Here is a 1278-nt window from a genome sequence, read left to right on the forward strand (position 1 = left end):
CCAGTGTTATTCCCTTGGGTAGGTTTTCGGTAAAGTTTGTCAGTGGAGTTGGCACTACTTTAGGTAACGGTGTAGATGTCACAGTAGCGATAGGTAACTGTGTAGATGTCACATTGGGGACGCACACCACCCGAAAACCGAAGTAGTTGACGATGTTGCCCCGGCGGTAGTTGAAGTTGCGGTAAGCGGAACGGCAGAGATTTGGAAGGCCGTACCAAGAACCGCCCCGCACTATTTGATAATCATTATCCTTTATCAGCCAAGCACTGCCGTCACTTGGCGCATTCTGATAGCTATTATGCCAATTGTCTTCGCACCACTCCCAGACATTTCCGTGCATATCGTAGAGGCCGAAAGCATTGGGACTTTTCTGGCCCACAGGATGAGTTGTCTGCTGAGAATTTCCGCTATACCAAGCGTAATCTCCTAACTGATTAGCATCATCACCGAAATAATAGCGAGTAGTGGTCCCCGCACGACAGGCATATTCCCATTCCGCTTCTGTGGGGAGGCGATAGGTTTTCCCGGTTATTTGACTCAATTTCTGACAAAAGGCTTGAGCGTCGTCCGAACTAATCCTTTCTACTGGATTTTGGGGATTATTTGAAAAATGAGAGGGATTTGTTCCCATTACTGCTTGATATTGTGCCTGAGTGACAGGATATTTCCCGATCGCAAAACTGTTTATTTTAACTTGGTGTTGAGGCTTTTCAAAATCCCTAGCATCGCGATCACTATCAGGAGAGCCCATGAGAAATTGACCTGCTGGTAAGCTCACCATCTCCAGTGTTATTCCCTTGGGTAGGTTTTCGGTAAAGTTTGTCAGTGGAGTTGGCACTACTTTAGGTAGGGGTGTAGATGTCACAGTAGCGATAGGTAACTGTGTAGATGTCACAGTGGGGACGCACACCACCCGAAAACCGCGGCTGCTGCGGCCCTGGCTGTTGAAGCCGCGGAAAGCGGAACGGCAGCCACTTGGATAGCTGCACCAAGAGCCGCCACGTATTATGTGAACATTACTATTATTTGTTACCCAGGCATAGCTATTATGCCAATTGTCCTCGCACCACTCCCAAACATTGCCACTCATGTCATACAGTCCCCAAGCATTGGGCTTTTTCTGACCAACAGGATGAGTTGTATTTTGAGAATTTCCGCTATACCAAGCGTAATCTTCTAACTGATTAGCATCATCACCGAAATAATAGCGAGTAGTGGTCCCCGCACGACAGGCATATTCCCATTCCGCTTCTGTCGGTAGGCGATAGGTTTTCCCGG

The 1278-nt window shown here is 47.9% G+C and carries 1 protein-coding gene; it reads right to left on the reverse strand.

Annotated features, from left to right (window positions below; all coding sequences use genetic code 11):
• Positions 1-1278: formylglycine-generating enzyme family protein (locus PX482_RS20085; RefSeq protein ID WP_288122924.1), on the reverse strand; the 1278-nt coding region annotated here is incomplete at both ends.

Origin of the sequence: Microcystis sp. M53602_WE12 (genome assembly GCF_030065455.1) — a bacterium.
Taxonomy (GTDB): Bacteria; Cyanobacteriota; Cyanobacteriia; order Cyanobacteriales; family Microcystaceae; genus Microcystis; species Microcystis aeruginosa.